The sequence below is a fragment of the Bacillus sp. S10(2024) genome (assembly GCF_050473865.1).
Classification (GTDB): Bacteria; Bacillota; Bacilli; order Bacillales; family Bacillaceae_G; genus Bacillus_A.
Genome location: NZ_JBFLUR010000002.1, coordinates 3,496,761 through 3,520,000, shown reverse-complemented (window position 1 = coordinate 3,520,000; position 23,240 = coordinate 3,496,761). Strand labels below are relative to the sequence as shown.

The following is a 23,240-nucleotide window of genomic DNA, read 5'->3' as shown; positions in this document are numbered from 1 at the left end:
CGCTGGTGGGATACCGCCCTGGCTGTATTGAAATTCTAACCTACGGGTCTTATCGACCCGGGAGACAGTGTCAGGTGGGCAGTTTGACTGGGGCGGTCGCCTCCTAAAAAGTAACGGAGGCGCCCAAAGGTTCCCTCAGAATGGTTGGAAATCATTCGTAGAGTGCAAAGGCATAAGGGAGCTTGACTGCGAGACCTACAAGTCGAGCAGGGACGAAAGTCGGGCTTAGTGATCCGGTGGTTCCGCATGGAAGGGCCATCGCTCAACGGATAAAAGCTACCCCGGGGATAACAGGCTTATCTCCCCCAAGAGTCCACATCGACGGGGAGGTTTGGCACCTCGATGTCGGCTCATCGCATCCTGGGGCTGTAGTCGGTCCCAAGGGTTGGGCTGTTCGCCCATTAAAGCGGTACGCGAGCTGGGTTCAGAACGTCGTGAGACAGTTCGGTCCCTATCCGTCGTGGGCGTAGGAAATTTGAGAGGAGCTGTCCTTAGTACGAGAGGACCGGGATGGACGCACCGCTGGTGTACCAGTTGTTCTGCCAAGGGCATAGCTGGGTAGCTATGTGCGGAAGGGATAAGTGCTGAAAGCATCTAAGCATGAAGCCCCCCTCAAGATGAGATTTCCCATAGCGTTAAGCTAGTAAGATCCCTGAAAGATGATCAGGTTGATAGGTTCGAGGTGGAAGCGTGGTGACACGTGGAGCTGACGAATACTAATAGATCGAGGACTTAACCATATAATATGAAGCAAATGTTATCTAGTTTTGAAGGAATATACCTTCATAAGTCTGGTAATGATGGCAGAGAGGTCACACCCGTTCCCATACCGAACACGGAAGTTAAGCTCTCTAGCGCCGATGGTAGTTGGGACTTTGTCCCTGTGAGAGTAGGACGTTGCCAGGCAAACGAAAGACGAGTCAGTGGACTCGTCTTTTTATTTTTATCCCGCTATTCGTGGACAGTAAGGCCCACACTTCAAAATGTAGAGAGAAGCAAAGAAGATAGGTGGGGATGAAGAAACTCCTCACTGATGGAAGTTTCACTTTATCCTATTTTGGGCTAGCAAGCTTAACTAAGTATTAGACAGACACTTCGCCTAGAAATGATTCATACACTAAAAGTATAAAAGGTGTATATATTTCGAAAAATTGTTAACGCTTATAAATGTATATTGTTATTTCTTATAGAGGGGAGGAACAGTTTATTTATCGTTGGTCTAATTTTATATAGTAATGGTTAGATAGAATACGATAAATAGGCGAATAATATGGGGTATGTCACAACAAAAGAAGAAGTTTGTATTGTGTGTGAAGATAAAAAGGATAGTGGAATTCATTTGTATACGAGTTTTATATGTGAATCATGTGAACGAGAAATGATAGAAACAAATACAAATGATCCAAAGTATATGTTTTATTTACAGCAACTACGAAAAATACAAGTATAGCCCTAGAAAAATACAAATCTTTTTAGGTAGACGAGAGCGTCTGGCCATGCATAGCAGCAACTTATATGCTGAAAAATTAAAATGAATTTATATAGAAAAATAGGCATGTTTGCCTATTATTTTTTTTATGAAAATCTCTGTATAATATAGAGAGAATGAATAGTAAGGAAGAGTGAATATGGATCAAAGAAAAATGCCCTTATATGAAGCATTAAAGTCTTTTGCAAGTAAGAAACCGATATCCTTTCATGTTCCAGGACATAAAAATGGAACGAATTTTCCCTATGAAGCACAAAAGTATTTTCATGATATACTTTCTATTGATGTAACAGAACTTACTGGACTTGATGATCTTCATAGTCCATTTGAATGTATAGAAGAAGCACAGTGTTTATTAGCAGAACTATACGAAGTACAAAAAAGTTATTTTTTAATTAATGGTTCAACGGTTGGGAATTTAGCTATGCTGTTAGCGTGCTGTAATGAACATGATATAGTTCTTGTACAAAGAAATGCTCATAAATCAATTATGAATGGCCTTAAATTAGCTGGAGCACGTCCTGTCTTTCTAGAGCCATGGATTGATGAAAAATATGGTGTACCAGTTGGTGTCCCGTATGAAACGATTGAAGATGCAATTTTGCAATATCCACAAACAAAAGCCCTTATTTTAACGCATCCAAACTATTATGGTATGGGTGTAGACTTAGAAAAGAGTATTGTGTTAGCGCATAAAAATGGTATCCCTGTTTTAGTAGACGAGGCGCATGGAGCGCATTTTTGTATCGGGGAACCTTTTCCAACATCAGCGCTTGCATATGGGGCTGATGTTGTTGTTCATTCGGCACATAAAACATTACCAGCAATGACAATGGGTTCATACTTACATGTAAATAGCTCGCTAGTTGATGAAGAAAAAGTTTCTTCTTATTTAAATATATTGCAATCTAGTAGTCCATCTTATCCAATCATGGCTTCTTTAGATATAGCGCGTTTTGTATTAGCGAAGATAAAAGAAGAAGGAGGTAAGGAAATTGCGACATTTACTCGGCAGTTTCGCGGGGCATTAGATCGCATTCCACAACTTGCTGTTTTAGACTATCCAATACTAGATGCATTAAAAGTAACGGTACAAACACGCTGTAAGCTCTCTGGCTATGAATTACAACGTCTATTTGAAGAGGTAGGTATGTATGTTGAAATGGCAGACCTATATAATGTTTTACTTATTTTACCACTCCAAGTAAATGGAGAGTATATAAAAGTAATTGAGAAGCTACAAGATGCACTATGCTCATACGATGTGGAAGATAGTAAGCTGTGTATAAATTATCCTTATAATAATCATTTATCTTCTTTGTCATTTACATATAAGCAATTGGAAAAATATAAGAAAAAAGTTGTACCATTAAGAGATGCGTTAGGCATGATTGCGGCTGAAATGATTATACCGTATCCACCAGGGATTCCGTTGGTCATGTATGGAGAGGAAATTACATTAGAGCACATAAAGCAAATTTCTAATTTAGAAGAGACTGGTGCACGTTTTCAAGGAAATATAAAAAATATTACTGTATACGATATATAGAGAAAGAAGGTTTTATGAATGAAGGGATTGTTTGTAACAATTGAAGGGCCAGAAGGATCAGGGAAATCTACATTAATTACAAAATTAATGCCATATTTTGAGAAGAAGAAACAAAAAGTAGTGGCAACACGTGAACCGGGTGGAATTATGATTTCAGAAGAAATTCGCACTATTTTACATAAAAAAGAGCATACAATGATGGAGGCACGTACAGAAGCATTATTATATGCTGCAGCACGCAGACAACATTTAGTAGAGAAGGTCATGCCGGCCTTAGAAGACAATTATATTGTAATATGTGATCGTTTTATAGATAGCTCTCTTGCTTATCAAGGGTATGCACGCGGCCTTGGTGTTGATAAGGTATTTGAAATTAATCGTTTTGCAACAGAAGATTGTATGCCGGATATTACAATCTATTTAGATATTGAACCAGAGGTTGGCTTAGCACGCATTAGAAAAGATGGTAATAGAGAAGTGAATCGTTTAGATTTAGAAAGCATGGAATTTCATAAACGTGTTCGTGAAGGATATTTACAATTAGTAGATCGATTTGCAGATCGTATCGTCGTTGTAAATGCAGATCAACCAATGGAAGCTGTTGTAGAAGAAGTTACTCAGCTTATTGAACAAAAATTGTTATAATAGAAGAAAGTATAAAAAGTGAGGTATGGAATATGGCGAAGACGTGGGAACAACTGTCTCTTATACAACCCATTGTTGTAAAAATGTTAATGAATAGTATTGCAAAAGAGCGTATATCCCACGCTTATTTGTTAGAAGGGCCAAAAGGAACAGGTAAACTAGAAACAGCTATGCAAATGACGAAAAGCTTTCTTTGTTTACAACGAAATGGAGTAGAACCTTGCCATACATGTACGAATTGCCGACGCATTGATTCGGGCAATCACCCAAACGTATATATTGTTGCACCAGATGGTCTATCCATTAAGAAACAGCAAATTCACGAATTACAAGAAGAGTTTTCGAAAACAGGTCTAGAAGCAACTAAAAAAATTTATATTATTGAGCATGCCGATAAGATGACAACAAATGCTGCAAATACATTGCTTAAATTTTTAGAAGAACCGAGTAGTGACACAGCGGCAATTTTGTTAACTGAGCAAAGCCATCAAATTTTAAGCACTATTTTATCACGCTGTCAAATTGTTACATTTAGGCCGCTTCCCAAAAGTGCTTTGGTTAACCGTTTAGAAAATGAAAAGGTAAGTATTTCTTTAGGGAATCTTGCAGCGGAACTTACAAATAGTTTTGATGAGGCACTATCGTTTTGCAATGATGAATGGTTTGCACAAGCACGAACTTTAGTGATAAAATTATGTGAAGCCCTAGAGAAAGATACCACGTCTCTTTTTTTTGTGCAGGAGAAGTGGGTGAAGCATTTTGGAGAGAAAGAACAACTACAGCTAGGATTAGATATGTTGCTCCTTATTTATAAGGATTTATTATATGTTCAATTGGAAGAAGAGGAGCGTCTCGTTTTTCAAGACCAAAAAGAGTTATTCCAATCTTTTTCCTATTCTCAAAAGCGCATTGTATCGGCTCTTTTCAATATATTAGAAGCAAAAAATAGAATCAACGCTAATGTAAATGCGCAGCTTGTATTCGAGCAGTTAGTGTTGCGGTTGCAGGAGGGATGACCGTTTGTATGATGTAGTAGGTGTTCGATTTAAGAAGGCCGGAAAAGTGTATTACTTTGATCCAAATCAATTTGATATCTCAGAAAATGAGTTTGCAATCGTGGAAACAGTACGAGGAATCGAATATGGGAAAGTTGTCATCACGAAGAAACAAGTCGATGAAAATGATGTTGTCTTACCACTAAAGAAAGTTATTCGAATTGCAAATGAGAATGACCGTACAATTGTTGAGGAAAATAAACGCGCAGCAAAAGAAGCGTATCAAGTTTGTCAGGAGAAAGTAATCGAGCATGATCTTGATATGAAACTTGTTGATGTGGAATATACATTTGATCGTAATAAGGTTATTTTTTATTTTACGGCAGACGGTCGCATTGATTTTCGCGAGCTTGTAAAAGATTTGGCGGCTATTTTCCGGACAAGAATCGAATTAAGACAGATTGGTGTTCGTGATGAAGCAAAAATGTTAGGTGGTATTGGTCCATGTGGCCGAATGCTTTGCTGCTCTACTTTTTTAGGGGATTTTGAACCTGTATCCATAAAAATGGCAAAAGATCAAAATTTATCATTAAATCCTGCGAAAATCTCAGGGTTATGTGGGCGATTAATGTGCTGTTTAAAGTATGAAAATGATGAATATGAAGCAGCAAAAGAGCAGCTTCCAGATTTAGATGAGAAGATACAAACACCGCATGGTCTTGGTCGTGTAATCGGATTAAATATTTTAGAAAGATTAATTCAAGTGGAATTAATAGACAAGGAACGGATAGTAGAATATACGTTAGATGAATTAATGAATAAAGGGGTCGTTTCGAGTCAAACCACAGATTAATGAGGTGGGTGCTTGTGGAGAAAAAAGATATTTTTGTAGCGGTTTCCAGTATGGAAGAGCAAATTGGACATCTTTATAAACAGTTGGGAGAGTTAAAGCAGCATCTTGCAGAGCTATTGGAAGAAAACCAACACATTAAAATGGAAAATGAAAATTTGCGAAATCGTTTTGAAGAAGTTCAGAATAAGCAGAAACAGAAAGCGAATAGGCAAAAAGAAATAAAACCTAAAATAGATATCGGTGAAGGATATGATAATCTAGCACGCCTGTACCAGGAAGGTTTTCATATTTGCAATTTGCATTATGGAAGTGTACGTAAAGAAGGGGATTGCTTATTCTGTTTATCATTTTTAAATAAAAAATAAAATTACCTTTCCAGTAAATTGGAAAGGTAATTTTTTGTACATATAACCAAAATAGAAGTAATGGACGTTAGACTGTTGTAAACATAGGTAAATTGTCTTAACGTTTGCTAAAATAAAGTTTGAATGATAAGGAAGGAAAGAATGATATGCAGTTATATGGAGATGAACGTCTAGATTATTTACTATCAAAAGATATGAAAATTATTCAAAGTCCATCAGTATTTAATTTTTCATTAGATGCAGTATTATTGGCGAACTTCGCATGGATGCCTATTCAGAAAGGAAATATATTAGATTTGTGTACGGGCAATGCAGTGATTCCTCTTTTATTAAGTTCTCGTACGAAAGGGAATATTACGGGAGTTGAAATACAAGAGCGTATTTACAATATGGGTGTTAGAAGTGTTCAATATAATGAGTTAGAAGAGAGAATTCGGCTTATTAACGGTGATTTAAAGCATATGCCAGAGCAATTGGGAAGACATCAGTTTGATGTTGTTACATGCAACCCGCCATACTTTCAAACGCCAAAGCCATCTGAGCAAAATTTAAATGAACATTTAGCAATTGCCCGTCATGAAATTATGTGCACACTAGAAGATGTTGTACGTGTTAGCAGCCAACTTGTTAAGCAAGGAGGAAAAGTTGCTTTTGTACATCGCCCTGGTCGTTTGCTTGATATTGTAACTCTTATGAGAAAATATAAGATTGAGCCAAAGCGTCTCCAATTTGTGTATCCAAAAGCAGGTAAAGAAGCTAATACATTATTAATTGAAGGTATTAAAGATGGAAATGCAGATTTAAAAATTTTGCCACCTCTTTTTGTATATGAAGAAAATAATAAATATACGAAGGAAATGAATGCAATTTTATATGGAGCAGAATAAACATTATTTTTATGTTGTTGAATGTGCTGATGGAAGCTACTATGCAGGATATACAAATCATTTAGAGAAGCGAATTCAGGCCCATAATAGTGGGAAAGGAGCACGTTATACAAGAGCAAGACGTCCTGTTATATTAAAATACTTTGAAACTTACGAAGAAAAAAGAACTGCGATGCAGGCAGAATATCGTTTCAAGCAGCTAAAACGGAAACAAAAAGATGAGTATATACAAAAAGGAGATTATTATGTGGCAGCAAAAAAGTTTTCAGGTGAATGAGAGAGGAACATTATATTTAGTTCCTACTCCAATTGGTAATTTGGAAGACATGACATTTCGGGCAATTCGTATGTTAAAGGAAGCAGACTTTATTGCAGCAGAAGATACAAGGCAAACGAAAAAGCTATGTAATTATTTTGAAATTGAAACACCAGTAATGAGTTATCATGAGCATAATAAAGAAGTGAGCGGACAAAAAATTTTAGGTATGTTAGAGCAAGGAAAAACAGTAGCACTTGTCAGTGATGCGGGGATGCCATGTATCTCAGATCCTGGCTATGATATTGTTGTACAAGCAGTAGCAGAGAAGTACTCGGTTGTGCCTCTTCCTGGCCCCAATGCTGCGCTTACAGCATTAATTGCATCAGGGTTAGAAACAAAACACTTTTATTTCTATGGGTTTTTACAGCGCCATAAAAAAGAACGTAAAGCAGAATTAGAGAAGCTGCGTTATATTCCATATACAATGATGTTTTATGAGGCACCACATCGATTAGGGGAAACATTAGTCTCCATGAAAGATGTATTAGGGAATAGAAACGTTGTATTATGTCGTGAGCTTACGAAGAAATTTGAAGAGTTTATTCGCGGCTCTTTAGAAGAAGTTATTCATTGGGCAAAGGAAAATGAAGTGCGTGGAGAATTTTGTGTTTTAGTAGAAGGCTCTACAGAAGAAGCGGTTAGCGAAGAGGCGTGGTGGGAAGCATTAACAGTTGAGGGGCATGTCGAATACTACATAGAGGAGAAAGGTCTTTCTTCTAAAGAAGCTATTAAAGTTGTTACAAAAGATCGGAATATGTCGAAAAGGGACGTATATCAAGCATATCATGTTGAAAAAAAATAAAGCTTCTCTAAAAGAGAAGCTTTATTTTGCTGCTGCGATAAATTGTTGTAGTTCATTTAAGATTTGCTCTGCGCCTTCTGGGCTTAAAATAATTTTACCTTCAGCTAATGAAAGGTTACTATCAGAAACTTCACCAGTTACTTGGCAAGTCATGTTTGGTTTATATTTTTTTAAGATGATTTTTTCATCATCAACATAAATTTCAAGAGCATCCTTTTCTGCAATACCTAATGTACGACGTAATTCAATTGGAATTACAACGCGGCCTAATTCATCAACTTTACGAACGATACCAGTAGATTTCATATTCGTTTTTCCTCCTCATATTTTGCAAGTCTATTTTAATTCGCCATTTTTCGACAAAATACCCTATGAACATATGATACCAATCATTTACATTTCCGTCAATTCTTTAATTATAAAATTTTTGTAGATTTTCGCATCTATTAATAAGTTAAAAAACGATATAAAGACCCCTTTCTTTTTAGGGGAGACGAGGGCGTCTGGCCGAGCATAGAAGCGGTCAGGTCCTTTTCCTGCCACATATAAGGTTTAAAGCGGCCAGCGTAGGTCATTTTTTATTTTCTACTGTAGCGATTTATATGTCGAAAAAGTATATATATTTATTATATATACTAAAAAATAATAGATGTATAGAAAGATTTATTTTATTCTTGGAATTTTAATGATAGTGTCGAAATATAGAAATGTATATTTTTTATTAATATGAGTAATAGATGATAAAGATATAGTACATACACTCGTCTTTATACATAAATTTTTGATATACTGTTTATAAATACATATGAGGTCATTTGGGAGGTTTAAAATAATGACAGAGGAAAATAAGACCTTTTACATTACAACTCCGATTTATTATCCAAGTGGAAAGCTTCACATTGGACATGCTTATACAACAGTAGCGGGAGATGCAATGGCGCGCTATAAACGTATGCAAGGGTACGATGTGTACTACTTAACAGGCACTGATGAACACGGACAAAAGATTCAAAAAAAAGCAGAAGAATTAAATGTTACACCACAAGCATACGTTGACAACATCGTAGCGGGAATTAAAGAACTGTGGGGAAAAATGGATATTTCTTATGACGATTTTATTCGTACAACCGAAGATCGTCATAAAGAAGTTGTAGAAAAAATCTTTAAACAACTCGTTGATCAAGGTGATATTTATCTTGATGAATATGAAGGTTGGTATTCTGTACAAGATGAAACGTTTTATACAGAGCATCAACTTGTTGATCCAGTAATGGAGAATGGAAAAATAGTTGGTGGGAAGAGCCCAGATAGTGGTCATCAAGTAGAGCTTGTTCGTGAAGAATCCTACTTCTTTAGAATGGGGAAATATGTAGATCGACTTTTAAAGTTTTATGAAGATAATCCAAGCTTCATTCAACCAGAATCACGTAAAAATGAAATGATCAATAATTTCATTAAACCAGGATTAGAAGATTTAGCTGTTTCTCGTACTTCTTTTGATTGGGGTGTTCGTGTACCGGGTAACCCGAAGCATGTTATTTACGTATGGGTAGATGCGTTATCTAACTATATTACGGCATTGGGTTACGGAACGGATAATGAAGAAAAGTATAAAAAATATTGGCCAGCAGATGTTCATTTAGTAGGAAAAGAAATTGTTCGTTTCCATACAATTTATTGGCCAATTATCTTAATGGCTCTTGATTTACCACTTCCGAAAAAAGTATTTGCGCATGGTTGGATTTTAATGAAAGACGGAAAAATGAGTAAATCAAAAGGGAATGTAGTAGATCCGGTTACGTTAATTGATCGTTATGGTTTAGATGCACTTCGTTATTATCTACTTCGTGAAGTACCATTTGGATCAGATGGCGTATTTACGCCAGAAGGATTTGTGGAGCGTATTAATTTTGATCTTGCGAATGATTTAGGAAATCTATTAAATCGTACAGTAGCAATGATTGATAAATATTTTGACGGAGAAATTCCAGTCTACAAAACAAATGTAACGGATTTTGATGAAGCTTTAGTAATATTTGCAAAAGAAACACTACAAAAAGTGGAAGATGCAATGGAGAACATGGAGTTTTCAGTAGCACTAAGCACAATTTGGCAGCTTGTTAGCCGTACAAATAAATATATCGACGAAACACAGCCGTGGGTATTAGCAAAAGATGAAAACAATCGTGAGAAACTGGCTTCTGCTATGGCACACCTTGCAGAAATGCTTCGTCAAACAGCAATTTTGTTAATGCCATTCTTAACAGAAACACCAGGGAAAATCTTTGAACAAATTGGAATTACAGATGAAAAATATAAAACGTGGAATAGCCTTTCGACAATTGGCTGCATTCCAGTTGGTACAAAAGTTGTGAAAGGCCAGCCTGTATTCCCACGTTTAGAAGTAGAAGTAGAAGTGGAATATATTAAAGAAAAAATGAAAGGATCTGCTCCAAAAATAGAAGAAAAGACAGAAGCAGCGCCAGAGGTAGAAGAAATTACAATTGATGATTTCTTTAAAGTAGACTTACGCGTAGCAGAAGTATTGGATGCGGAGCCTGTAAAAAAAGCAGACAAGCTATTAAAGATCCAACTTGATTTAGGTACAGAAAAACGACAAGTTGTCTCTGGAATCGCCAAATTTTACTCTCCAGAAGAGTTAAAAGGGAAAAAAGTCATTTGTGTTACAAATTTAAAACCAGTAAAACTACGTGGTGAGTTATCACAAGGTATGATTTTAGCGGGTGAAGAAAATGGAAAATTGTCGTTAGCAACGGTCGACCAAAACTTACCAAATGGTACAAAAATTAAGTAATAACGACAAAATGAGAGATGTTTCACGTGTAACATTCGTGAAGCATCTTTTTTCTTGTCGGAAATCTTTCTAAAATTTCCTTTTTTGTATCAAAATTGTAATGTAGTTGTTATTACGGTGTTAGGAAAGTAATTTTCCACTATGATAGAATTTATTTCAAATAAAAGGAGTTCTTATTATGTTGTTTGATACACATTCACATTTAAATGCAGAGCAATTTAAAGAGGATTTACAGGAAGTAATTGCAAGAATGAAAGAAGTGGGTGTTTCTTATACAGTTGTAGTTGGTTTTGATGAAGTGACCATTAAAAAGGCAATTGAATTAGCAGAAACACATGATTTCATTTATGCAGCTGTTGGTTGGCATCCTGTTGATGCAATTGATATGACAGAAGAACATTTAGAATGGTTGGAAGAGTTAGCAGCTCATCCCAAAGTCGTTGCACTTGGTGAAATGGGCTTAGATTATCATTGGGACAAATCTCCGAAAGAAGTGCAAAAAGAAGTATTTCGTAAACAAATTAGGCTAGCAAGAAAAGTAAATTTACCAATCATTATACATAATCGAGATGCAACGCAAGACATCGTAGATATTTTAAAAGAAGAAAATGCATCCGAAGTAGGAGGGATCATGCATTGTTTTAGTGGCAGTGTTGAAGTTGCAAAACAATGCGTGGAGATGAACTTTCTTATTTCATTAGGCGGTCCAGTAACCTTTAAAAATGCAAAGAAACCAAAAGAAGTTGCGATGGAAATTCCAATGGAACAACTTTTAATCGAAACAGATTGTCCATATTTAACTCCTCATCCGTTTCGTGGACAACGAAATGAACCAAGCTATGTAAAGCTTGTTGCAGAGGAAATTGCAAAATTAAAAGGATTATCTTATGAAGAAGTAGCGATTAAAACAACAGAAAATGCAAAAAAACTATTCGGCATTCAATAATGGGAAGTAGGGGGGAATTCCTCCCCTTTTTCTCCCTTCACCTATGTTTATCTTCAGATGAGTAACACTACTAGAAATAGTAGGAGAATGAGAGTTAATAATTCTGATCTAGACAGGGAGGGTATTTTATTGTGATTGCAAATGCTAAAAGTTTATTATCCAGGTTAGAAGTGAGCAAAAAGTTAGCAGTAAGATTTACGAGTGCATTAATTATTTCAGGATCTGTTGGGACAGTAGCGTATGCGGGGACAACAGATAAAATAACTGTTGAAGTAGATGGAAAGAAACAAGAAATTTATACACATGCGAATACTATAAGTGAGTTGTTGCAGGAAGAAAAGATTCAAGTGGCAGAAAAAGATTATATATATCCAGCACTTTCTACGAAAATTAAGGGTGAAATGAAAGTAGTTGTAGAAAAGGCGAGGCCATTTATGATTATAGTGAATGGAAAAGAGAAACAAGTACAATCAACAGCAAAAACAGTAAAAGATTTGTTAGTAGAAGAACATATTGAAATGAGTGAACATGATAAAGTATATCCTAGTTTGCATACATCGTTGGAAGGTACTCAAAAAATCATGATTCAAAAAGCATTCCCGGTTACATTACATGTTGGCGGTCAAGAACAACATGTATGGTCGACTTCGACTACTGTCGCTAACTTTTTGAAAGAACGACAAGTATCACTAAATGAAATGGATAGGGTGGAACCAGCTTTACAGGAAGTGATGCAGCAAAATATGAAGGTCAAAGTGGTTCGAGTAGAAAAAGTAAGCGATGCAGTGGAAGAGCCAATTCCTTTTACTGAAGTGAAACAAGAAGATTCTTCACTCCGTAAGGGAACAGAAAAGGTGATTCAAGAAGGAATAGAAGGAAAAAAGAAGAAGGTATTTGCAGTCATCAAAGAGAATGGAAATGAAGTTTTAAGAAACTTACAGAAAGAAGAAATAGTACAAGAAGAAAAAAATCGTATTGTAGCTGTTGGCACAAAGGAAGAAGAGCCAATTTTAGGTGATGCAGAAGGTGTAGTTGCTAACGAATTTTATGTGCAAGCAACGGCGTATTCCCCGTACTGCGGCGGATGCCAAGGTGTAAGCGCAGGAGGTTATAATTATAAGGCAAATCCAAATATGAAATTAATTGCAGTAGATCCACAGATTATTCCTCTTGGAACAAAGGTATGGGTAGAAGGATACGGATATGCAGTTGCTGGTGATACGGGCGGGGCGATTAAAGGGAATCGTATTGATGTTCTTATGCCAACAGAATCACAGGCAGAAGCTTGGGGAAGAAAACAAGTGAAGATTAAAGTGTTACAATAATAGGGTAAGCAGAGGAATTTTTTCTCCTCTGCTTTTTAAATTGTATGGACTAGGAAAATAATAATGGAAAAATAGGCGTTTTTTTGTTTTACTAATTAGAGATGTGAAATGAGTGTGGAGGAAGTTATGAAGATTAAAGAAATAATTGTTGTAGAAGGTAAAGATGATACGGTTGCCATTAAGCGTGCAGTAGATGCAGATACAATTGAAACGAACGGTTCGGCAATTGGAAATCATGTGATTGAACAGGTGAAATTGGCGCAACAAACACGAGGTGTTATTATTTTTACAGATCCTGATTATCCAGGAGAGCGTATTCGTAAAATTATTTCTGAGAAAGTACCAGGTTGTAAGCACGCGTTCTTACCGAAAGAAGAAGCATTAGCAAAGCGAAAGAAGGGCGTTGGAATTGAACATGCCTCTAATGAATCTATCCGGCGCGCTTTGGAAAACTTACATGGAGAGATGGAAGAGTACACAAGCGAGATTGAGTGGATTGACTTAGTAGAAGCGGGACTCGTTGGTGGAGAAAAAGCAAAAAGCCGTAGAGAACGAATGGGTAAGCTATTAAAGATCGGTTATACAAATGCAAAGCAGTTACATAAACGTTTGCAAATGTTCCAAATTTCAAAGCAGGATTTTGCAAAAGCGTATAAGCAAGTATTACAGGAGGAAAAGAAATGAAAGATATCGCAACGCCAAATCGTACGAAAGATATTGTTGAAAAGTATGGATTTTCATTTAAAAAGAGTTTAGGACAAAACTTTTTAATTGATACAAATGTATTAAATCGTATTGTAGATTATGCAGAGGTTGGATCTGAGAGCGGGGCAATTGAGATTGGACCTGGTATTGGAGCATTAACAGAGCAGTTGGCAAAGCGTGCTAAGAAAGTTGTAGCGTTTGAAATTGATCAACGCCTGTTACCTATTCTAGAAGAGACATTAGCGCCTTATGATAATGTAACTGTAATTAATAAGGATATTTTAAAAGCTGATGTAAATACAGTATTTCAAGAGCAGTTTGAAGAAGGTCAAGATGTAATGGTAGTAGCGAACTTACCATACTATGTGACAACACCAATTTTATTTAAGTTATTAGAGGAACAATTACCAGTGCGTGGTTTTGTGGTGATGATGCAAAAAGAAGTAGCAGATCGCCTAGCGGCTCGCCCAGGAACAAAAGATTATGGTTCGTTGTCAATTGCGATTCAATACTATACAGAACCAGAAACGGTGATGACGGTTCCGCGTACAGTATTTGTACCACAGCCAAATGTAGATTCAGCAGTTATTCGTTTACTAAGACGTCCAAAGCCGCTTGTGGAAGTTAAAGATGAAGCGTTCTTTTTTGAAGTAGTTCGTGCTAGCTTTGCGCAGCGACGTAAAACATTAATGAATAATTTATCTAATAATTTAAATGGTTTTCCAAAGGATAAAATATTACTTGAGCGTATATTAGCAGAAGTTGAAATTGATCCGAAGCGAAGAGGCGAAACATTATCAATTGAAGAATTTGCAAAGTTAAGCAATGCTTTATTTTTATCCCGCATTAATGAGTAGTAATACTCCCACCTCAAAATTTGGCGAAAGCACTGTCCAGTTCCAGTGGCTAGAATGTTCGGTGGCTTCGCTTCTTCCTATGAGGTAAAAAACACCTCTACGTCAGAAGCTCCATCCTCCTCACATTCTGGGCGATCCACTTCCACATTTCTTTGTTGTCCAGTTTCAGTGGCTAGAATGTTCGGTGGGAGATAAATTGCTGGCATGCGCCTCATTGGTGGGGGCTGATTAAAGTTTCATTTTATATAAAATGTAAAAGGTAGCTCGTTTTGAGTTACCTTTTTTGTCACCTTTTTCCTATAAGTTCATAGGCTAAAACAGAACGTAGTGAGTTATATGTCCCTACGAGTTTGGAGGTAAAAGGATGGCTGTACACGTTGGAGATTTAGTGGAGAGAAAGTCTTATAAGCGCGACCTTCTTTTTCGAGTAACAGAAATAAAAGACACAATAGCAATTTTGTTTGGGGAAGAATTTCGGCTCGTAGCAGATGCACCCATAGAAGATTTAGTTCTTGTCGATCAAAGGGATTACACGAAAAGAGTGAAGCAGGAACGAGAAACAATGGAAAAGACATATCGTTTATTTCAACAAGATTATGTATTAATGAGAGAGCGCCAAGAATATCAGTCAACAGGCGGCTATGCAAATGAAGTAAATTATTTTCAAATGCCAGGTAAAGTGCTTCATCTTGATGGAGATCCTTTATATTTAAGAAAATGTTTAGATTTATATACGAAAATAGGTGTGCCTGTACAGGGAATTCATTGTAAAGAAACGGAGATGCAAGAGAAGGTTCTAGATTTAATTGAGCATGCTCGTCCTGATATCTTAGTAATTACCGGGCATGACGCTTATACAAAATCAAAGGGAGAAATGGGAAATTTAGCAGCTTATCGTCATTCTAAGCATTTTGTACAGGCTGTACGTACAGTACGAAAAAAGTATCCTTCATTAGATCACCCTGTTATTTTTGCTGGGGCGTGTCAATCGCATTTTGAAGCTCTAATTCGAGCCGGGGCAAATTTTGCAAGTTCTCCGTCCCGCGTTAATATTCATGCGTTAGATCCAGTGTATGTTGTAGCAAAAGTGAGCTTTACATCTTTTATGGAACGAGTTAATGTTTGGGATGTCATACGCAATACAGTAACCGGTGAGAAGGGGCTTGGCGGAATTGAAACAAAAGGAATTTTACGAACAGGATTGCCCTTTCAATATTATGAAGAGTGAGCAAGGTAAGTATTTGCCTTGCTTTTTATGTACACGCTTTTGGGGAATTGGATAAAAAAGTATAAGAACGTACAGACTATATATGTATGACTTGTATTTCTATACTTTCCATTCCAATAACAGCGAGGTGTAGCATGATATGTCAAAACGTTTAGATGAAATTAAAAGTGCTTTGGATCATCATCTTGGTCAGAGGCTTATGCTAAAAGCAAATAGTGGAAGAAGAAAGACGATAGAACGGTCTGGTGTGTTAGCAGAAACATACCGTTCTGTTTTTGTAGTTCAACTTGATCAACAGGAAGATACATTTCAGCGTGTTTCTTATAGTTATGCAGACGTATTAACAGAAACTGTTGAGCTTACATTTTATGATGCACAAGATAATGAAATTATGTTAGGTGAACAATCTGTTTAAGGATGGTTTTTTGTTACATATATTTTCCAGAGTTGAAGGGATTCGTAGTGTCACATACTAAATATACCGTAGCGATAAAGGGGGACTTGCGTTGAGTAGACGAAGAGGAGTCATGTCGAATAAATTTAAAGAAGAGCTTGCAAAAGAGCTTGGATTTTATGATGTCGTGCAAAAAGAAGGATGGGGCGGAATTCGTGCGAAAGATGCTGGTAATATGGTTAAGCGTGCAATTGAAATTGCAGAGCAACAATTGATGAAACAAAACCAGTAACAGTAAGATACTTCTATGCTACGGTGGCCGAGGAGATATTCCTCGGCTTTTTGCACGCGAAAAAGTTGTATTCATAGTGTATAAGTAGTTTCATTCTTGATGCTTTTCGTTATAATTAGGAAAGTGTCATCGTTCTACTATAAATTTATGGTAAAATAAACGATAAAAGATTGAGTACATAGAGTAGGTGAATAGATTGAAGCTACTGGTTAAAGCATCAGCAAAGATTAATTTGTCGTTAGATGTACTAGGAAAAAGACCGGACGGTTATCATGAAGTTAAAATGATTATGACAACAATTGATTTAGCAGATCGGTTAGAACTAACAGAGTTATCTGAAGACCGGATTGAAATTGTATCTCATAACCGTTATGTGCCAGACGACCAAAGAAATTTAGCTTATCAGGCGGCAAAATTGTTAAAGGAACGCTTTCAAGTAAAAAAAGGGGTATCTATTGCAATTGAAAAAACGATTCCAGTTGCAGCGGGATTAGCAGGTGGAAGCAGCGATGCAGCTGCAGCATTAAGGGGCCTGAATCAATTGTGGAATCTCGGACTTACAATTGATGAACTTGCAGAACTAGGTGCAGAGATTGGATCAGATGTATCGTTTTGTGTATATGGAGGAACTGCCATTGCAACAGGTCGTGGAGAGAAAATTGAACATATAAAGACACCTCCTTCTTGCTGGGTTATTTTGGCCAAGCCACATATTGGTGTATCAACAGCTGACGTATATGGGAATTTAAATTTAAATCGTGTAACACATCCAGATGTAAATCGTATGGTTGAAGCGATTCAAAATGGTGATTATGAAGGAATTTGTCAAGCTGTTGGCAATGTGTTAGAGGATGTAACATTCTCTATGCATCCTGAAGTTGCACATATTAAAGCTCAGATGAAACGTTTCGGTGCAGATGCGGTATTAATGAGCGGTAGCGGTCCAACAGTTTTTGGTTTAGTCCATCACGATTCACGTATGCACCGCATTTACAACGGTTTAAAAGGATTTTGTGATCAAGTATACGCAGTTCGTTTGTTAGGAGAGCGAGAAGTTCTTGAATAAAGCCGTATAATAAGTTATGATTTGTTTAAAATATTCGTAATTTGAGGTGAGAGCATGAAAATTAGACGAAGTACAAGGTTAGTCGATATGACTTATTATTTGCTTCAAAACCCTCGTCAGTTAGTTTCTCTCACTTTTTTTGCTGAACGGTATCAGTCTGCTAAATCTTCTATTAGTGAAGATTTAGTTATTATTAAACAAACGTTTGAACAACAAGGGGTCGGCACATTACAAACGGTACCAGGTGCAGCAGGAGGAGTGAAGTATATCCCATATATAAGTCAGGAAGAAGCGAAGCAAATTATTAATGAGCTTTGTAAATTATTTGAGAATCCTGATCGTATTCTGCCAGGCGGTTATTTATATATGACGGATCTTTTAAGTAACCCGCGTTACATTAATGGTGCAGGGAGACTTTTTGCTTCTGTATTCGCAAGACAGCCGATTGACGCTGTTATGACAGTTGCGACGAAAGGGATTCCTTTGGCGTATGCAGTAGCCAATTATTTAGATGTCCCAGTCGTAATTGCTAGAAAAGATAATAAAGTAACAGAAGGACCGACAGTAAGTATTAATTATGTATCAGGCTCTTCTAAGCGTATTCAAACGATGACATTGGCAAAACGTAGTCTTCCAGAGGGTGCGAATGTATTAATTATCGATGATTTTATGAAGGCCGGCGGAACCGTACAAGGTATGATGAGTATGCTTGAAGAATTTAATGCAAATGTTGTTGGTATTGGAGTTTTAGTGGAATCAAGTGATATTGAGGAAAGACTTGTCGATAACTTTATTTCATTAATTCGCCTGTCTGAAGTAGATGTGAGAGAAAAGACGATTCAAGTGGAAAAAGGAAATTATTCTTTAAGTCCATTTACTGACATGATTGTAGAAGTTGAATAAGATAAACAATCTTTTTAATAGATTGTTTTAAAGGGGATACTGTTCGTCAGAGTGAGGGAAAAGATAAAGCGACTGCTTTATCTTTTTTTATAAAGTGAAACTGTTATCGGTGGGGATGTTTTATATTGATTGATAATAAGCTTTTACCAGTTAGGTACTTTGGCATGTTATTTGTGAACATTAGGTTTTAGCAGGTGATAAGCTCCCAACTTTGGAGGCTTATCACCTGCTAAAACAATAGGTTCCTTATTAGGGGTAGCTTGTAAAAGCAGGATAAAAAAATATAAAAGGGTGAGGAACGATGAAAGTAGTTCAAACAAATGAAGCGCCGCAGGCGATTGGTCCATATTCACAAGGTATGATTGTAAATAATATGTTTTACAGTTCAGGACAAATTCCTATGACGGTAAATGGTGAAGTTGTGACTGGGGATGTAAAGGAACAAACAGAGCAAGTGTTTCAAAATTTAAATGCAGTATTAACAGAAGCGGGAGCATCGTTTGAGACGGTGGTAAAAGCAACTGTATTCTTAAAAGATATGAATGATTTTGATGCGGTAAACGAAGTATATAGTACATATTTTTCTACGAATAAACCAGCACGCTCTTGTGTACAAGTAGTGAAACTACCGAAAGATGTATCCGTTGAAATTGAAGTTATTGCCCTTGTAAAATAAGGAATTGTAAGCGATAACTTATGTTCATTTATATATTTCACTTATATAAAAATTTTTATCTTAAAAATTTTTGAAAAATTGAAGGAAAAATAGAACATTTGTGGAATTTATAGAAATATATCGCTTATTTAGAAAAGGGTGGTGAACACAAGATGGAAGTGACTGACGTAAGATTACGCCGCGTAAACACAGAAGGGCGCATGCGAGCGATTGCCTCTATTACACTAGACCACGAATTTGTTGTTCATGATATTCGTGTAATTGATGGCAATAATGGATTATTTGTAGCAATGCCAAGTAAACGTACTCCGGATGGAGAGTTCCGTGATATTGCTCATCCAATTAATTCTAATACTCGTTCTAAGATTCAAGATGCGGTTTTAACTGAGTATCACCGTTTAGGCGAGTTAGAGGAAGTTGAGTTTGAAGAAGCTGGAGCTTCGTAAAATTCGAATAAGAAGAGCTCTAAAAGAAGAGCTCTATAATTTTGGCAAACTCCTGTAAGCATTTACAGGAGTTTGTTGTTGTTTCCATATATTATATAAATCGATTTTGATTGTTCAACATACAAGCCGAGATTGTGCGTGGCCAGGTGCGCGATTCCCCTAAAGAAGAGGTTTTTATATCGTTTTTTTTCAATTTGTATCTATAGCAGCTACCTCAATTTTTCGTGAAAAAGGAATAGTATAGCTTATTTCATAAAAAGATATGAAATACTAAAACATTATATAAAAGTTATGGTAAAATTTAATAGTTATAAGGTGTTTCTTGAAATATATAGTTATTTAGGATAATATCTTTAATGGATAAATAGGTTGCGATGGAGGGTCTATATGTCGAAAAGATATGCAGTGATTCTTGCTGCAGGAAAAGGCACGCGTATGAAGTCTAGTTTATACAAAGTGTTACATCCTGTATGCGGGAAACCGATGGTACAGCATGTAGTTGATCAAGTCTCTCAGCTAGAAGTGCAGAAGCTTGTTACAGTTGTTGGACACGGCGCTGAAAAGGTACAAGATCAATTAGGAAGTGCAAGTGAATTTGCATTGCAAACAGAGCAGTTAGGAACTGCACATGCTGTTATGCAAGCAGCTGATGCACTGGGGAACGAGGAAGGAACAACATTAGTAATTTGTGGTGATACACCTCTTATTACAGCAAAGACAATGGAAGCTTTATTAAAGCAGCATGAAGAAGCAGGTGCAAAGGCAACGGTATTAACAGCCTACATACAAGAGCCTGCTGGTTATGGCCGAATTGTTCGTAATGAAAATGGTCACGTTGAAAAAATTGTTGAACATAAAGATGCAAATGAAGTAGAGCGAGCGATTAAAGAAATTAATACAGGTACGTATTGTTTTGATAATAAAGCGCTATTCGCTTCCCTTTCTAAAGTTTCCAATGAAAATGTGCAAGGGGAATATTACCTTCCAGATGTAATTGAGATTTTGAAAAACGAAGGTCATATTGTATCTGCCTATCAAACAGAGCATTTTGATGAAACGTTAGGAGTTAATGACAGGGTCGCTCTATCGCAAGCGGAAGACATTATGAAAAAACGTATTAACCATCAACATATGATAAATGGTGTTACGATTATTGATCCGAATAACACGTATATTTCTGTTGATGCAAAAATTGGTAATGATACGGTTATTTACCCAGGAACAATTATTGAAGGTTATACTGTTATTGGATCAAATTGTGAAGTTGGGCCGCATACGGTCATCCGTGATAGTGAAGTGGGCGATAATACAACAATTCGTCAGTCTACTGTTCATGATAGTAAGATTGGTATCGATGTTGCAATTGGACCGTTCGCTCATATTCGTCCGCAATCTGTTATTGGTAATGAAGTTCGTGTTGGAAACTTCGTTGAAATTAAAAAGACTGTTTTCGGAAATAGAAGTAAAGCTTCTCACTTAAGCTATATTGGTGATGCAGAAGTGGGAGAAGATGTAAATCTTGGTTGTGGTTCTATTACAGTAAACTACGATGGCAAGAATAAATTTAAAACTGTAATTGGTGATGGTGTGTTTATTGGTTGTAACTCAAACCTTGTTGCTCCTGTAACGGTTGAAGATGGTGCTTATGTTGCAGCAGGTTCTACAATTACAGAAGATGTGCCAGCAAAAGCGTTATCCATTGCACGTACACGTCAAATTAATAAAGAAGACTATGTTGCTCAATTGCTGAATAAGAAAAATTCATAATGTGGAGGGTTAATCTAGATGTCGACTCAATATCTAAATTCTAATTTGAAAGTATTTTCTTTAAACTCTAACAAGGCGCTTGCTGAGCAAATTGCAAAGCACATTGGAGTAGAATTAGGAAAATGTTCTGTTGCACGTTTTAGTGATGGAGAAATTCAAATTAACATTGAAGAAAGTATTCGTGGTTGCGATGTATTTATCATCCAATCTACAAGTTTTCCAGTAAACGAGCATATTATGGAATTGCTTATTATGATCGATGCATTAAAACGTGCATCTGCGAAAACAATTAACATTGTTATTCCTTACTATGGTTATGCACGCCAAGATCGTAAAGCACGCTCTCGTGAGCCGATTACAGCGAAACTGTTTGCAAACTTACTTGAAACAGCGGGTGCTACTCGTGTAATTACTCTAGATTTACATGCTCCACAAATTCAAGGATTCTTCGATATTCCAATTGATCATTTAATGGGTGTACCTATTCTTTCTGACTACTTTAAGAAGAAAGGTCTTAAGGATATTGTAATTGTATCTCCTGACCATGGTGGTGTGACACGTGCTCGAAAAATGGCAGATCGTTTAAAAGCACCAATCGCTATCATCGATAAACGCCGTCCGCGTCCAAATGTAGCAGAAGTAATGAATATAGTAGGTAATATCGAAGGAAAAACAGCAATTCTAATTGATGACATCATTGATACAGCTGGTACAATTACATTAGCAGCAAACGCTCTTGTAGAGAACGGTGCTTCTGAAGTATATGCTTGCTGTACACACCCAGTTTTATCTGGTCCAGCAATTGAACGTATTCAAAATTCAAATATTAAAGAGTTAGTTGTAACAAACTCTATCGTATTACCAGAAGAAAAGAAAATTGATAAAGTACAGGAACTTTCTGTTGCTCCATTAATTGGAGAAGCAATTATTCGTGTTTACGAAGAAGAATCTGTAAGTGTACTATTTAATTAATTGGATAGAATGAGACGTAACCAGTGTTGGTTACGTCTTTTCGTATCGAAAAAAGAAAGTGGTGTTACAATGAAATTAATAGTAGGACTTGGTAACCCAGGCAGAGAATATGAATTAACAAGGCATAACATTGGGTTCATGGCAATAGATGAATTATCTAAACGCTGGAATATCCCATTAAATGAGCAAAAATTTAAGGGGTTATTCGGTGCGGGCTTTGTAAATGGAGAGAAAGTCATTTTATTAAAGCCGCTTACATATATGAATTTATCTGGAGAAAGTATTCGTCCGCTTATGGATTACTATAAAATTGATATTGAAGATTTTATAGTAATTTATGATGATTTAGATATTCCGGTTGGAAAATTGCGTCTTCGTATGAAAGGCAGTGCGGGTGGACATAACGGTATAAAATCAACAATCGCACATTTAGGAACACAGGAATTCCAACGCGTTCGTATGGGGATTGATCGTCCTAAAAATGGCATGAAAGTAGTTGATTATGTATTAGGACGTTTTACGACAGATGAGATGCCTGAGATGAAACGAGCAATTGAAAAAAGTGCAGATGCATGTGAAGAGTGGTTGAAAGTTCCATTTTTACAAGTTATGAATATTTTCAATAATTAACATTTCCAAAATGGAATATTTTTTTATACTTATATCCATAATAGTAGTAATTGTACGGCTAGGAGGAAGTTATGGACGGACATTATTACTGCAGACATTGTGGATATAGAATAGGTATTATTACAGCGGAAAAAGTATACGGCCTTGTGCTAGGTCAACTAACAGAGCAAGAGCGGTTAGAAATGATTCATTTTGATGAAAACGGAAATATATATATAAAAACAATTTGTGAATCGTGTCAAAAAACGCTCGCATCTTATCCAGAGTATTATGAATATGAACTGTTCTTACAATGAAAATAAGGTTTCTGTTAG

Annotated in this window: 26 protein-coding genes and 2 rRNA genes (1 of these 28 only partly in view); 27 read left to right on the top strand and 1 reads right to left on the bottom strand. The window is 36.5% G+C overall.

The window, feature by feature from the left end; all coding sequences use genetic code 11:
• From AB1280_RS17970 to rsmI, 11 genes are all read left to right on the top strand, one after another.
• Positions 1-740 (top strand): 23S ribosomal RNA (locus AB1280_RS17970) (it extends 2,183 nt beyond the left edge of the window).
• A 50-nt stretch (positions 741-790) separates the two neighbouring features.
• A 5S ribosomal RNA gene (gene rrf, locus AB1280_RS17965) occupies positions 791-906 on the top strand.
• Between the two features lie 364 nt (positions 907-1,270).
• Positions 1,271-1,450, top strand: a complete 180-nt coding sequence (locus tag AB1280_RS17960) for a sigma factor G inhibitor Gin (protein ID WP_272191259.1) — start codon at positions 1,271-1,273, stop codon at positions 1,448-1,450.
• A gap of 178 nt (positions 1,451-1,628) precedes the next feature.
• Positions 1,629-3,038 (top strand): aminotransferase class I/II-fold pyridoxal phosphate-dependent enzyme, encoded by a 1,410-nt coding sequence (locus AB1280_RS17955; RefSeq protein ID WP_429756577.1) that lies wholly within the window; start codon positions 1,629-1,631, stop codon positions 3,036-3,038.
• Positions 3,039-3,056: 18 nt separating this feature from the next.
• Entirely contained in the window at positions 3,057-3,683 is a 627-nt protein-coding gene (gene tmk / locus AB1280_RS17950; RefSeq protein WP_429756576.1) for a dTMP kinase, read from the top strand.
• Positions 3,684-3,715: 32 nt separating this feature from the next.
• The gene (gene holB / locus AB1280_RS17945) at positions 3,716-4,699 is read left to right on the top strand and encodes a DNA polymerase III subunit delta' (protein WP_272191262.1); all 984 of its coding nucleotides are present in this window, start codon (positions 3,716-3,718) and stop codon (positions 4,697-4,699) included.
• 4 nt (positions 4,700-4,703) lie between these two features.
• A complete protein-coding gene (locus AB1280_RS17940; protein WP_020062167.1) occupies positions 4,704-5,531 on the top strand; it encodes a PSP1 domain-containing protein in 828 nt (275 codons plus the stop codon).
• A 14-nt stretch (positions 5,532-5,545) separates the two neighbouring features.
• Positions 5,546-5,896 (top strand): DNA replication initiation control protein YabA, encoded by a 351-nt coding sequence (gene yabA / locus AB1280_RS17935; protein WP_272191263.1) that lies wholly within the window; start codon positions 5,546-5,548, stop codon positions 5,894-5,896.
• A 146-nt stretch (positions 5,897-6,042) separates the two neighbouring features.
• Positions 6,043-6,783, top strand: coding sequence for a tRNA1(Val) (adenine(37)-N6)-methyltransferase (locus AB1280_RS17930; RefSeq protein WP_429756575.1), 741 nt, complete (start codon positions 6,043-6,045; stop codon positions 6,781-6,783).
• Positions 6,770-7,060 carry a GIY-YIG nuclease family protein gene (locus tag AB1280_RS17925; RefSeq protein WP_272191265.1) on the top strand — a complete coding sequence of 97 codons (291 nt, stop codon included), beginning with the start codon at positions 6,770-6,772 and terminating at the stop codon, positions 7,058-7,060. Before AB1280_RS17930 ends, AB1280_RS17925 begins: the two co-directional genes overlap by 14 nt.
• Positions 7,029-7,904 (top strand): 16S rRNA (cytidine(1402)-2'-O)-methyltransferase, encoded by an 876-nt coding sequence (gene rsmI / locus AB1280_RS17920; RefSeq protein WP_272191266.1) that lies wholly within the window; start codon positions 7,029-7,031, stop codon positions 7,902-7,904. The genes AB1280_RS17925 and rsmI overlap by 32 nt, the downstream gene beginning before the upstream one ends.
• 21 nt (positions 7,905-7,925) lie before the next feature.
• Here rsmI and AB1280_RS17915 read toward each other — a convergent pair whose 3' ends face one another.
• Complete coding sequence (locus tag AB1280_RS17915) at positions 7,926-8,210, bottom strand: AbrB/MazE/SpoVT family DNA-binding domain-containing protein (RefSeq protein WP_020062162.1); 285 nt, start codon at positions 8,208-8,210, stop codon at positions 7,926-7,928.
• 526 nt (positions 8,211-8,736) lie between these two features.
• Here AB1280_RS17915 and metG point away from each other — a divergent pair.
• The 16 genes from metG to AB1280_RS17835 all read left to right on the top strand — a co-directional run bounded on the left by metG (position 8,737) and on the right by AB1280_RS17835 (position 23,222).
• Complete coding sequence (metG, locus tag AB1280_RS17910; RefSeq protein WP_272191267.1) at positions 8,737-10,719, top strand: methionine--tRNA ligase; 1,983 nt, start codon at positions 8,737-8,739, stop codon at positions 10,717-10,719.
• Positions 10,720-10,897: 178 nt separating this feature from the next.
• Positions 10,898-11,665: a TatD family hydrolase gene (locus AB1280_RS17905; RefSeq protein WP_272191268.1), complete on the top strand. Its 768-nt coding sequence runs from the start codon at positions 10,898-10,900 to the stop codon at positions 11,663-11,665.
• A gap of 131 nt (positions 11,666-11,796) precedes the next feature.
• On the top strand, positions 11,797-12,990 hold the full coding sequence (locus AB1280_RS17900) for a ubiquitin-like domain-containing protein (RefSeq protein WP_429756574.1): 1,194 nt from the start codon (positions 11,797-11,799) through the stop codon (positions 12,988-12,990).
• Between the two features lie 126 nt (positions 12,991-13,116).
• Complete coding sequence (gene rnmV / locus AB1280_RS17895) at positions 13,117-13,674, top strand: ribonuclease M5 (protein ID WP_272191270.1); 558 nt, start codon at positions 13,117-13,119, stop codon at positions 13,672-13,674.
• Positions 13,671-14,552 carry a 16S rRNA (adenine(1518)-N(6)/adenine(1519)-N(6))-dimethyltransferase RsmA gene (gene rsmA / locus AB1280_RS17890; protein WP_429756573.1) on the top strand — a complete coding sequence of 294 codons (882 nt, stop codon included), beginning with the start codon at positions 13,671-13,673 and terminating at the stop codon, positions 14,550-14,552. The genes rnmV and rsmA overlap by 4 nt, the downstream gene beginning before the upstream one ends.
• Positions 14,553-14,916: 364 nt before the next feature.
• Positions 14,917-15,780 (top strand): sporulation peptidase YabG, encoded by an 864-nt coding sequence (gene yabG, locus AB1280_RS17885; RefSeq protein ID WP_272191272.1) that lies wholly within the window; start codon positions 14,917-14,919, stop codon positions 15,778-15,780.
• A 139-nt stretch (positions 15,781-15,919) separates the two neighbouring features.
• A complete protein-coding gene (veg, locus tag AB1280_RS17880; RefSeq protein ID WP_035433605.1) occupies positions 15,920-16,195 on the top strand; it encodes a biofilm formation stimulator Veg in 276 nt (91 codons plus the stop codon).
• Positions 16,196-16,286: 91 nt separating this feature from the next.
• Positions 16,287-16,466, top strand: coding sequence for an acid-soluble spore protein SspF (gene sspF / locus AB1280_RS17875; protein WP_090918113.1), 180 nt, complete (start codon positions 16,287-16,289; stop codon positions 16,464-16,466).
• 196 nt (positions 16,467-16,662) lie between these two features.
• Positions 16,663-17,532, top strand: a complete 870-nt coding sequence (gene ispE / locus AB1280_RS17870) for a 4-(cytidine 5'-diphospho)-2-C-methyl-D-erythritol kinase (RefSeq protein ID WP_272191274.1) — start codon at positions 16,663-16,665, stop codon at positions 17,530-17,532.
• Between the two features lie 54 nt (positions 17,533-17,586).
• Positions 17,587-18,435, top strand: coding sequence for a pur operon repressor (gene purR, locus AB1280_RS17865; protein ID WP_272191275.1), 849 nt, complete (start codon positions 17,587-17,589; stop codon positions 18,433-18,435).
• A 301-nt stretch (positions 18,436-18,736) separates the two neighbouring features.
• Positions 18,737-19,111, top strand: a complete 375-nt coding sequence (locus AB1280_RS17860) for a RidA family protein (protein WP_272191276.1) — start codon at positions 18,737-18,739, stop codon at positions 19,109-19,111.
• Positions 19,112-19,263: 152 nt separating this feature from the next.
• Positions 19,264-19,557: a septation regulator SpoVG gene (spoVG, locus tag AB1280_RS17855; protein ID WP_000454042.1), complete on the top strand. Its 294-nt coding sequence runs from the start codon at positions 19,264-19,266 to the stop codon at positions 19,555-19,557.
• A 387-nt stretch (positions 19,558-19,944) separates the two neighbouring features.
• The gene (gene glmU, locus AB1280_RS17850) at positions 19,945-21,324 is read left to right on the top strand and encodes a bifunctional UDP-N-acetylglucosamine diphosphorylase/glucosamine-1-phosphate N-acetyltransferase GlmU (RefSeq protein ID WP_272191286.1); all 1,380 of its coding nucleotides are present in this window, start codon (positions 19,945-19,947) and stop codon (positions 21,322-21,324) included.
• An 18-nt stretch (positions 21,325-21,342) separates the two neighbouring features.
• Positions 21,343-22,296: a ribose-phosphate diphosphokinase gene (locus AB1280_RS17845; protein ID WP_098917482.1), complete on the top strand. Its 954-nt coding sequence runs from the start codon at positions 21,343-21,345 to the stop codon at positions 22,294-22,296.
• A gap of 69 nt (positions 22,297-22,365) precedes the next feature.
• On the top strand, positions 22,366-22,926 hold the full coding sequence (pth, locus tag AB1280_RS17840) for an aminoacyl-tRNA hydrolase (RefSeq protein ID WP_334313782.1): 561 nt from the start codon (positions 22,366-22,368) through the stop codon (positions 22,924-22,926).
• A 71-nt stretch (positions 22,927-22,997) separates the two neighbouring features.
• The gene (locus AB1280_RS17835; RefSeq protein ID WP_272191288.1) at positions 22,998-23,222 is read left to right on the top strand and encodes an anti-sigma-F factor Fin family protein; all 225 of its coding nucleotides are present in this window, start codon (positions 22,998-23,000) and stop codon (positions 23,220-23,222) included.
• Positions 23,223-23,240: the final 18 nt, after the last annotated feature.

Coding starts and splice junctions, on each gene's coding strand:
- AB1280_RS17930 (WP_429756575.1), top strand. CDS start 6,043: ATGCAGTTATATGGAGATGAACGTCTAGATTATTTACTATCAAAAGAT.
- metG (WP_272191267.1), top strand. CDS start 8,737: ATGACAGAGGAAAATAAGACCTTTTACATTACAACTCCGATTTATTAT.
- AB1280_RS17955 (WP_429756577.1), top strand. CDS start 1,629: ATGGATCAAAGAAAAATGCCCTTATATGAAGCATTAAAGTCTTTTGCA.
- purR (WP_272191275.1), top strand. CDS start 17,587: ATGAAAATTAGACGAAGTACAAGGTTAGTCGATATGACTTATTATTTG.
- rsmA (WP_429756573.1), top strand. CDS start 13,671: ATGAAAGATATCGCAACGCCAAATCGTACGAAAGATATTGTTGAAAAG.
- AB1280_RS17925 (WP_272191265.1), top strand. CDS start 6,770: ATGGAGCAGAATAAACATTATTTTTATGTTGTTGAATGTGCTGATGGA.
- AB1280_RS17860 (WP_272191276.1), top strand. CDS start 18,737: ATGAAAGTAGTTCAAACAAATGAAGCGCCGCAGGCGATTGGTCCATAT.
- veg (WP_035433605.1), top strand. CDS start 15,920: ATGTCAAAACGTTTAGATGAAATTAAAAGTGCTTTGGATCATCATCTT.
- AB1280_RS17960 (WP_272191259.1), top strand. CDS start 1,271: ATGGGGTATGTCACAACAAAAGAAGAAGTTTGTATTGTGTGTGAAGAT.
- yabG (WP_272191272.1), top strand. CDS start 14,917: ATGGCTGTACACGTTGGAGATTTAGTGGAGAGAAAGTCTTATAAGCGC.
- rnmV (WP_272191270.1), top strand. CDS start 13,117: ATGAAGATTAAAGAAATAATTGTTGTAGAAGGTAAAGATGATACGGTT.
- rsmI (WP_272191266.1), top strand. CDS start 7,029: ATGTGGCAGCAAAAAAGTTTTCAGGTGAATGAGAGAGGAACATTATAT.
- AB1280_RS17835 (WP_272191288.1), top strand. CDS start 22,998: ATGGACGGACATTATTACTGCAGACATTGTGGATATAGAATAGGTATT.
- AB1280_RS17845 (WP_098917482.1), top strand. CDS start 21,343: ATGTCGACTCAATATCTAAATTCTAATTTGAAAGTATTTTCTTTAAAC.
- AB1280_RS17915 (WP_020062162.1), bottom strand. CDS start 8,210: ATGAAATCTACTGGTATCGTTCGTAAAGTTGATGAATTAGGCCGCGTT.
- tmk (WP_429756576.1), top strand. CDS start 3,057: ATGAAGGGATTGTTTGTAACAATTGAAGGGCCAGAAGGATCAGGGAAA.
- pth (WP_334313782.1), top strand. CDS start 22,366: ATGAAATTAATAGTAGGACTTGGTAACCCAGGCAGAGAATATGAATTA.
- holB (WP_272191262.1), top strand. CDS start 3,716: ATGGCGAAGACGTGGGAACAACTGTCTCTTATACAACCCATTGTTGTA.
- AB1280_RS17905 (WP_272191268.1), top strand. CDS start 10,898: ATGTTGTTTGATACACATTCACATTTAAATGCAGAGCAATTTAAAGAG.
- spoVG (WP_000454042.1), top strand. CDS start 19,264: ATGGAAGTGACTGACGTAAGATTACGCCGCGTAAACACAGAAGGGCGC.
- glmU (WP_272191286.1), top strand. CDS start 19,945: ATGTCGAAAAGATATGCAGTGATTCTTGCTGCAGGAAAAGGCACGCGT.